This window comes from Pseudomonas sp. (assembly GCF_050739655.1).
Taxonomy (GTDB): domain Bacteria; phylum Pseudomonadota; class Gammaproteobacteria; order Pseudomonadales; family Pseudomonadaceae; genus Aquipseudomonas.
In genome coordinates this window covers 1-9083 of record NZ_JBOIBY010000147.1, presented here as the reverse complement: position 1 = coordinate 9083, position 9083 = coordinate 1, and the positions used below count along the sequence as shown (strand labels likewise).

The following is a 9083-nucleotide window of genomic DNA, read 5'->3' as shown; positions in this document are numbered from 1 at the left end:
CGGCGTTGTTGAAGATACCGCCCGAGGAAGTCTTGACGATTTCTTCCAGGGTCTTGCCTTCGAACTCGGTGCCTGGCACCAGGTTGTTCAGGTTCACGACGTAGGTGTTGTGGTGCTTGTCGTGGTGAAATTCCAGAGTTTCCTTGGAAATGTGCGGCTGCAGTGCATCGTGTGCGTAAGGCAGTGGCGGCAATTCGAAAGCCATGGTGGATCTCCTAATCAGGTCAGATGCGGTGAGCGCAAGGCCGATCACGGGCGGCCAGACAAGCGCCGAGGGAGTTTTATACTCTTTGCGGCGCAGGGTCGGATCATAGCACCGGGGGTGCGGCATAACCACGCAACAACTGTGTGGAATAGAGGTTCCAGAGCCATTTGGAATAAATCATCCGGCGCTGATTAATTGGAACGCTACCGCGAACATCATCACCGCCACCAACAGATCGAGAATGCGCCAGGTGCTCGGCCGCGCCAGCCACGGTGCGAGCCACGCAGCGCCCAGTGCCAATGTGAAAAACCACAGCAACGAGGCGCTGGCCGCGCCGACTACGTACGCGCCGGGCTCGGTTTGTTGGGCGCCTAGGGAGCCGATCAGCAAAACAGTGTCCAGATAAACGTGCGGGTTCAGCAATGTCACTGCCAAGGCGCTGAGCATCACCGCGCGCAGCGAGCGAGTGGTCTGGTTTTCACCTTGCTGCAGGCTTTGTTTGGAGCAGGCCCGACGCAGCGCCTGGCTGCCGTACCACACCAGGAACGCCGCACCGCCCCAACGGGCAATGGCCAGCAAAGTCGGGTTTTGCGCCAGCACTGTCGCCAGGCCGAATACGCCAGCGGCCACCAGCAACGCATCGCATGCCACACAGAGCGCCGCTACCGGCAAATGATGTTCACGCCGCAGGCTCTGAGCCAGTACAAACGCGTTCTGAGTGCCGATCGCCATGATCAGGCCGAAGGCCACTAACAGGCCGTTTACATAGCTTTGCCACATATTTTTTACTCCCCGTTGGCTGCCAGATCCCGCAGCACCTGCAGTGCGCGCTGGGCATCGGCCTGGCCGACAAACAAATGGTCGTGGTAGTAGCCGGCGATCACGTTGCAGCTGATGCCGGCCTTGCCCAATGCCGTGGCGAACGCGGCGGTCAGGCCGACGGCTTCGAGGGCCGAGTGCACATTCAAGGTGATCCAGGCGGCGATGTAGTCGAAGCTGAAACCGGCCTGCTCTGCGTGGGAGCGTTCGAGAATGACCGTCAGGCCTTCCTGTTCACGGAAACTGCCCACAACCTCAAGACCCGTCGGCAGCTTGCCGTCGGGCAGGGTGCAGAACACGTATTCGCCGACGTTGAGTTGCGGGCTCATGCTGTGCAGCAATGTTGCCAATGATGTTTCGCCAGCCATGTCGGGTGTCCTGTTCAAGAGTTCTTGCTGGCCATTCTCGGGCAGGACGCTGTATAAGAAAAACCAATAGTGCTGATCGCTCATTAGGAAAACTGATGTTCGACTATAAATTGCTTTCTGCCTTGGCCGCCGTGGTCGAACAAGCCGGCTTTGAACGGGCGGCTCAAGTGCTGGGTTTGTCGCAATCGGCGATTTCCCAGCGCATCAAATTGCTAGAGGCGCGGATTGGTCAACCGGTTCTGATCCGAGGTACGCCGCCGTCGCCGACCGAGATTGGCCGGCGTCTGCTCAACCATGTGCAGCAAGTGCGCTTGCTTGAACGTGATCTGCAAAGCCTGGTGCCGGCGCTGGACGAAGAAGGTTTGCCGGAACGTTTGCGGATCGCGCTCAACGCCGACAGCCTGGCCACTTGGTGGGCGCAGGCCGTGGGGGATTTTTGCGCGCAACAGCACGTGCTGATGGATCTGATCGTGGAAGACCAGACCGTCGGCCTCAAACGCATGCGCGCCGGTGAAGTGGCGGGTTGTCTGTGTGCCAGCGAGCGACCAGTGGCGGGTGCACGCAGCGTGTTGCTGGGCGCGATGCGTTATCGGGCCTTGGCCAGCCCCGCGTTCATTGCCCGACATTTTCCCGAAGGCGTCCGTGCTGATCAGTTGGCGCGAACACCGGCGCTGGTGTTTGGGCCGGACGACTTCCTGCAGCATCGATATCTGGCATCGCTGGGTGTCGATGGAGGTTTCGAGCACCATTTGTGTCCCTCGTCCGAAGGATTTCTGCGTCTGACCGAATCAGGTCTCGGCTGGGGGCTGGTGCCGGAGTTGCAGGCCCGCGAACAACTGGAACGCGGCGTTTTGCAGGAGCTTTTGCCAGATAAGCCGATCGATGTGCCGCTGTACTGGCATCATTGGCGCAATGGCGGTCAGTTGCTGGGTTTGTTGACCGATCAGTTGGTGCGGGCATCGAAGCAATGGCTGGTGCCTTTAGAGCAGCCTTAAGCGTCAAGCTGCACGCTGCAAGTGAAGCGCTTGTGGACTGTTTTTAACTTGTAGCTTGCAGCTTGAAGCTCGCAACTGCATTTGCTGGAGCAATACATGAAGATTCTGGTCACCGGCGCAAGCGGCTTCATCGGCGGGCGCTTTGCGCGTTTCGCCCTGGAGCAGGGCCTGGACGTGCGGGTCAACGGTCGCCGGGCCGAAGGCGTGGAACATCTGGTGCGTCGTGGCGCCGAGTTCGTCCAGGGCGACTTGAGCGACCCGGAACTGACACGCGAGCTGTGCTCCGATGTCGAAGCCGTGGTGCACTGCGCCGGCGCCGTCGGTTTGTGGGGGCGCTATCAGGACTTTCATCAAGGCAACGTCCAGGTCACCGAGAACGTGGTCGAGGCCTGCCTCAAGCAGCGGGTTCGGCGTCTGGTGCATTTGTCGTCGCCATCGATCTACTTCGACGGTCGAGATCACTTGGCCGTGACTGAAGAACAGGTGCCCAAACGCTTCAAGCATCCTTATGCCGCCACCAAATACCTGGCGGAGCAAAAAGTGTTCGGCGCCCAGGAGTTCGGGCTCGAAACCCTGGCCCTGCGCCCGCGTTTCGTGACCGGTGCCGGGGACATGAGCATTTTCCCGCGCCTGCTGAAGATGCAACGCAAGGGGCGCCTGGCGATCATTGGCAACGGTCTGAACATGGCGGATTTCACCAGCGTGCAGAACCTCAATGAAGCGCTGCTCAGCAGTTTGCTGGCCAGCGGCTCGGCCTTGGGCAAGGTCTACAACATCAGCAATGGCGCACCGGTGCCATTGTGGGACGTAGTCAATTACGTCATGCGCAAAATGGAAGTCCCACAAGTTACGCGCTACCGTTCCTACGGTTTGGCCTACACCGTTGCAGCGCTGAACGAAGGCGTGTGCAAATTGTGGCCGGGGCGCCCCGAACCGACGCTGTCGCGGCTGGGCATGCAAGTAATGAACAAAAATTTCACCCTGGACATCAGTCGTGCCCGGCATTATCTGGATTACGACCCGAAGGTCAGCCTCTGGACGGCCCTCGATGAGTTCTGCGGCTGGTGGAAGGCTCAGGATATTCGCTGAAGGGCCCGACAATGAACCCAGTCCGGGGTTGAGGGTCAATCGGTGCGGCGTCGGGTTTATACTCGTCGCATCAAGCCATCACCGCGTTCCACAAAGGTTGACTCAATGTCCATGCGTAACGATGCCAACGACGACTTCGATGATGTTCCGAGCTTGCGTGCAGACATCCTCGACGACGATGATTTTCCGACCACCAAACGCACGGCCGTGCATTCGCGCACGCCGCCGGTGGTCAACGTCAAGGCGGCGAGCACCGGTCCATTGTGGGCGCTGGTCGGCGCTTTGTTCTTTGCCTTCGCAGGCTTGGCCTGGTGGAGTTTTCAGCAGATTTCGCTGATGGAGCAGCAACTGGTGGCGACGCAGGAAAGTTTCGCGCGCATCAGTGAGGAAGCGGCGGGGCGCTTGCAGGACATTTCCGGCAAGGTGGTCGCCAGCCAGACCAACGTCACCACCGACAGCGAAGCCCTCAAGCTGCAAATCAAACAGCTGGAAAGCAGGCTGCAGGATCAGGGCAAACAGCAGCAAGGCGTTGTCGGTCAGGCCTCGGACCTGGACAAGCGTTTGGCGCAGATGAGTGCGCAAGCCACCGAACAGGACAAGCGCCTGGCACAAATGACCACCCAGAGCACTGAACAACAGACAGCCAATACGCAATTGCAGGCTCAGCTAAAAACATTGAGCAGTGAACTGACGGCGCTGAAAAACGCCCCGGCGGACACTGAAAAGTTCGACGCCCAGCTCAAAAGCCTTGGTGCAGACATCACCGCCTTGAAGAAACAGGGCAACCCGAGCGCCGCCATCGATCGTTTGGAACAGGACATCGTTGTGCTCAAAAGCCAGCAGGACAATCGCCCTTCTGGGGGAGCGACCAATACGGCGGAATTCGATGCGTTCCGCAGCCAGGTCACCCGCAACATCAACACCCTGCAAGCGCAAATCCAGAACCTGCAACAACAACTGCGCACCCGCCAGTAACCCATGAATCATTCCCGGACTCGCCGGGAATGATGTCCCTTTTCACTGCGATTCGCTGAATATCCATACATGCCCCATTGCCGTCTACGCTCTTGAAACACCAACAGGAACGAGGGATGCGCAATGGGGTTTCTGCATAAGCTGGCCTTGCTGGGCGGCATACTTTTGTTGTGCGTGGGGCAGGTCCAGGCGGCCGGGACAGAAAAGGACGACAGCAAGGCTGCCATCGCCTTGCTGGAAAAGGCCCTGGCCTACTACCACGACAATGGCGACAAGGCTTTCGCGGCGTTCAGCCGTCAAGGTGAGTTCGTCGACAAGGACCGCTATGTCTTCGTCCTCGACACCAAGGGCGTGATGCTCGCCAGCGGCGGGCCGTCGGCGGCGCTGATTGGGCGGGATGTGTCGGAAGTCCTCGGGCCGGACTTGCAGAAAACCTTCAAGAATGCTCTCAAGGTGCCGGAAGGCAATGGCATCCAGCAGGCGGAGTATCACTGGCAGAACTGGGCCGATGGCAAGGTCGAGCGCAAGCATGTGTTCTACCAACGGGTCGGCCAACGGATTCTCGCGGTGGGTTATTACCTGCCACGGGCTTCGGCGGAACAGGCCATGGCCTTGCTGAACAAGGCGGCGACCGATCTCACCAAGGACGAGAAAGGCACGCTGACCGCGATCAACTCCCTAAAAGGTGGTTACCTGCAGGATGACCTGTATGTATTTGTGGTCGACCTGGACACTCAGCGGTACGTCGCCCATGGCACCAACTTGCGATTGATCAACACCGATTTCAGCAAAATCAAGGACCCTGAAGGCAAGCCAGTGGGCGAACCAATCCTGGCGCTGATGGCCAAGCAGGATTATGGCGAGTACGAATATCGCTGGAAAAACCCGGTGACCGGCAAGGTCGAGGACAAGCATGCCTATCTGAAGAAGGTTGGGCACTTTCTGGTGGCTGTCGGGTATTACAGCCCTTGAAGATCAAAAGATCGCAGCCTGCGGCAGCTCCTACAAAAATCGTGTAGGAGCTGGCTTGCCGGCGATGGCGGCTTCACATTCACCACCGCTATCGCCAGCAAGCCGGCTCATACGGATTGGTGTCGTACCCAATCTCGGCAACCACCGCAAAACTGTAGGAGCTGCCGAAGGCTGCGATCCTTTGCTTTCAACGAACCTTATCTTCCCGCCCACGCAACAACCTGTTGGGCATGGCAATCGCCGCCGCCAGCCCCAGCAGTGATACCGCCGCGCTGACCATCAGCAAGTGCCGGAACGTCAGCAGCAGTTCCGCACGCAGGGCATCCTGTGCATCCCCCGGCGCAGCGTTCAAACCGTCCAGCAGCACATTGCCCGAATGCCCCTCGGCCATCAGCGATGAGCCGGCCAGGTGCGCGAAGCTCGAATCCTGCAACAGTGCCAGCAGCAGGGCCGACATCAATGCCACACCCACTGCGCCGCCCAACGAGCGGAACAGGTTGGTGGTGCTGGTGGCGACGCCGATCTCCCGTTGTTCCACTGAATTCTGTGTGCCCACCAGCGAAGTGGGGAATTGCATGCCCGAGGCGATCCCGCAGAGCAACATGAACAGGCTGCTCAGCCAGAGCGCCTGGGGTGGACTGAAGGCCATGCCCACAATTGCGATGGGCATCAGTGCGGCGCCAGTGAGGATCATGGGTTTGTAGCGACCGGTCACGGACGTTCGGCGGCCGGCGAAATACGCGCCGATTGGCAGGCCCATGGCCAATGGCAGCAGGTGCAGCGCGGCGCTGTCGGCGCCGGCACCGGTAACGCTTTGAAAGCGCAGCGGCATCAGCACGATCAGCGAAATCGCCTGGAAACTGGTAAAGAAAATCGTGCACCAGCACAGCACCGCATTGCGGTTGGCGAACAAGTGCATGGGCAACAACGGCTCCGTGGCCCGCTGTTCATGCATGACAAACAACCCCAGCACCACCACCGCACACACCAGTAGCCCCAGGACTTCGGCGCTGCGCCAGGAATGGCCCTGGCCGACCTGAGTGATGCCCAGCAGCAATGCGGTCAGTCCGATGATCATCAACAGGGTGCCGAGATAATCAATGATGGGTTTGCGTTGTGGGATCGGCAGGCCCACCAGTGTGCGATTGGCCACCAGCCAGGCACCCAGGCCCAGTGGCAGATTGATCAGAAACACCCAACGCCAGGACAGGTATTCGGTCATGTAACCGCCGAGCACCGGGCCGGCGACGCTGGCCACCGCGTACATGCTGCTGAAGTAGCCCTGATAGCGACCGCGTTCGCGCGGCGGCACGATGTCACCGATGATCGCCTGGCTCACCGAGATCATCCCGCCCGCACCGATGCCCTGGAAAATTCGCGCCAGCACCAGTTGCTCCATGCTTTGGGCCATGCCGCAGAACATCGATGCCAAGGTGAACAACCCCATGCCGAACAGCATCAATTTGCGCCGCCCGTACAAATCGCCCAATTTGCCGTAGATCGGCACCGCCACCGTCATTGCCACCATGTAGCCGGAAATCACCCAGGCCAGCAGGCTGACGTCCTTGAACTGTGCGGAGATGGCCGGCATCGACACGGCGACGATGGTCTGGTCCAGCGCGCCGAGAAAAATCGCCAGCATCAGGGCGATCAATACGCTGCGAATAGCCGGTTTAGGCGTTTCAGGCTGCTTGAGATTGGTCACGGGAGAACCTGCGGGCAGTGATTGACCCGCAAGTGGCAAGGGCGAGCGGGAATGCTCGCCAGTGTAAGTCGGTAGCAGGCTATTCGATAGCCTCATAAGGGAGCCCGACGTAGTTTTCTGCGATGGTTTTGCGACCGGCTTCGGAGTCGATGAAGTATTCCAGCTCCGACTCGGCAATGCGCTGGCTAAAGGCATCGTGATCGTCGAAACGGTGCAGCATCGAGGTCATCCACCAGGAAAACCGTTCGGCTTTCCATACCCGGCGCAGGCAGATTTCGGAGTATTTCTCCAGCAAATCGAGGCGATCTTCGCGATAAACCTTTAGCAGGATATTAAACAACGTACTGACGTCGCTGGCGGCCAGGTTCAAGCCTTTTGCGCCGGTCGGCGGGACAATGTGCGCGGCATCGCCGACCAGGAACATCCGACCGTACTGCATGGGTTCGACCACGAAACTGCGCAGCGGCGCGATACTTTTTTCGATGGACGGCCCAGTCACCAGTTTGTCTGCCAGTGCCTGCGGCAGGCGGGACTTGAGCTCATCCCAGAAACGTTGATCCGACCAGTCTTCGACTTTTTCATCTGTCGGTACTTGCACGTAATAACGGGTACGCGTTTGCGAGCGCATGCTACACAGCGCAAAACCGCGTTCATGGCGGGCATACACCAGCTCGTCGTGCACCGGCGGGGTGTCGGCGAGAATACCCAGCCAGCCAAATGGATAGACCCGTTCGAACACCTTCAGGCACTCGGAGGGAATCGATTGTCGTGCCACACCGTGGAAGCCGTCGCACCCGGCAATGTAGTCACAATCGAGGCGATACAGTTCGCCATCCTTCTCGAAGGTGACAAAGGTTTCTTCGGTTTTCATGCCGTGGGGGACGACGTTGCTGGTCTGATAAATGGTCTGCGCGCCAGCCTCCCGACGGGCGGCCATCAGGTCTCGGGTGACCTCGGTCTGGCCATAAATCATCACGGTCTTGCCGCCGGTGAGAGCCTGTAGGTCGATGTGCACCTGACGCCCGTCAAGAGCCAGTTCAAAACCACCATGAACCAGCCCCTCGGCGTCCATGCGCTGACTTACGCCGGCTTGGCGCAACAGCTCTATCATGCCTTGTTCGAGGACGCCGGCGCGGATACGGCCGAGTACATACTCCGGGGTTTGGCGTTCGAGAATGAGGGTGTCGATTCCGGCATTGTGCAGCAACTGGCCGAGCAACAGACCGGAAGGACCGGCACCGATAATGGCGACTTGGGTTTTCAGGGTTTTCATTGTTTTTATGACTCGCAAGCTTCACGCGACCAGGGCCGGTGAATGATTTTTATGGATCGAGTGCTTGCATTTTTCCCTTGAGGGTCCGTCAATTGAAGGTGAAAACTGAGCCGATACCTGTACATTTTGCCAATCGGTGCGATTATCGCCCGTCATCTATTCCGTGACTTGGATTGAAGTGATGAACAAGCCTGACCTGCCTTCGATTCCGGTGTTCAAGCTCTACGGTGAAAGCCTGGATTGGCCGACCCCGGACTTGCTGCACTGTGAAACCATTTCCAACCGCAGTCGCGAACACCAATGGGAAATCAAACCCCACCGCCACGCCGATTTATGTCAGTTGCTCTTCGTGTTCAAAGGTCAGGCAGAGCTTGAAATCGAAGGCAAACGTTCGCAACTGACTGAACCGGCGATCCAAATCCTGCCGCCGTTGTCGGTGCATGGTTTTCGGTTCAGCGAAGACGTCGAGGGGTTCGTGGTCACCCTCGCGGCACCGCTTATCGCGCATCTTCAGGCGCAATTGGGGCATTCGGTGAATGCCCTGGCCCAGGCCGAGAGCTACCCGGCAGGCCAGGACGCCGCGTACCTCAACAGTCTGTTCAGCGCGTTGCAGAACGAATACACCGGCCACCAACCGGCGCGGGAAATGATCATGCATTCGCTGGTCAGCGTGATCATGGTG

Annotated in this window: 9 protein-coding genes and 1 pseudogene; 5 read left to right on the top strand and 5 right to left on the bottom strand. The window is 59.0% G+C overall.

Going from position 1 to position 9083, the window contains the following annotated elements:
* The 3 genes and pseudogenes from ACRESJ_RS07330 to ACRESJ_RS07320 all read right to left on the bottom strand — a co-directional run.
* A pseudogene (locus ACRESJ_RS07330) lies at window positions 1-205 on the bottom strand (superoxide dismutase [Fe]); the annotation flags it as partial.
* A gap of 177 nt (window positions 206-382) precedes the next feature.
* A complete protein-coding gene (locus ACRESJ_RS07325) occupies window positions 383-985 on the bottom strand; it encodes a LysE/ArgO family amino acid transporter (RefSeq protein ID WP_431757313.1) in 603 nt (200 codons plus the stop codon).
* A gap of 5 nt (window positions 986-990) precedes the next feature.
* Complete coding sequence (locus ACRESJ_RS07320) at window positions 991-1392, bottom strand: ACT domain-containing protein (RefSeq protein WP_431757312.1); 402 nt, start codon at window positions 1390-1392, stop codon at window positions 991-993.
* Between the two features lie 95 nt (window positions 1393-1487).
* On the opposite strand from ACRESJ_RS07320, the gene ACRESJ_RS07315 reads away from it, so the two are divergent.
* From ACRESJ_RS07315 to ACRESJ_RS07300, 4 genes are all read left to right on the top strand, one after another.
* On the top strand, window positions 1488-2387 hold the full coding sequence (locus ACRESJ_RS07315; protein WP_431757311.1) for a LysR family transcriptional regulator ArgP: 900 nt from the start codon (window positions 1488-1490) through the stop codon (window positions 2385-2387).
* A 96-nt stretch (window positions 2388-2483) separates the two neighbouring features.
* Window positions 2484-3476, top strand: a complete 993-nt coding sequence (locus ACRESJ_RS07310) for an NAD-dependent epimerase/dehydratase family protein (RefSeq protein ID WP_431757310.1) — start codon at window positions 2484-2486, stop codon at window positions 3474-3476.
* Window positions 3477-3581: 105 nt separating this feature from the next.
* Complete coding sequence (locus ACRESJ_RS07305; RefSeq protein ID WP_431757309.1) at window positions 3582-4451, top strand: ATPase; 870 nt, start codon at window positions 3582-3584, stop codon at window positions 4449-4451.
* 123 nt (window positions 4452-4574) lie between these two features.
* Window positions 4575-5423, top strand: a complete 849-nt coding sequence (locus tag ACRESJ_RS07300) for a cache domain-containing protein (protein WP_431757308.1) — start codon at window positions 4575-4577, stop codon at window positions 5421-5423.
* A 187-nt stretch (window positions 5424-5610) separates the two neighbouring features.
* On the opposite strand, the gene ACRESJ_RS07295 is transcribed toward ACRESJ_RS07300, so the two are convergent.
* Both ACRESJ_RS07295 and pobA read right to left on the bottom strand, forming a co-directional pair.
* Window positions 5611-7128 carry an MDR family MFS transporter gene (locus ACRESJ_RS07295; protein ID WP_431757307.1) on the bottom strand — a complete coding sequence of 506 codons (1518 nt, stop codon included), beginning with the start codon at window positions 7126-7128 and terminating at the stop codon, window positions 5611-5613.
* Window positions 7129-7207: 79 nt separating this feature from the next.
* A complete protein-coding gene (pobA, locus tag ACRESJ_RS07290) occupies window positions 7208-8392 on the bottom strand; it encodes a 4-hydroxybenzoate 3-monooxygenase (RefSeq protein WP_431757314.1) in 1185 nt (394 codons plus the stop codon).
* Window positions 8393-8582: 190 nt separating this feature from the next.
* Between pobA and ACRESJ_RS07285 the strand changes: the two genes are divergently transcribed.
* Window positions 8583-9083, top strand: a 501-nt coding sequence (locus ACRESJ_RS07285; RefSeq protein WP_431757306.1) for an AraC family ligand binding domain-containing protein, incomplete at its 3' end; no start/stop codon positions are given.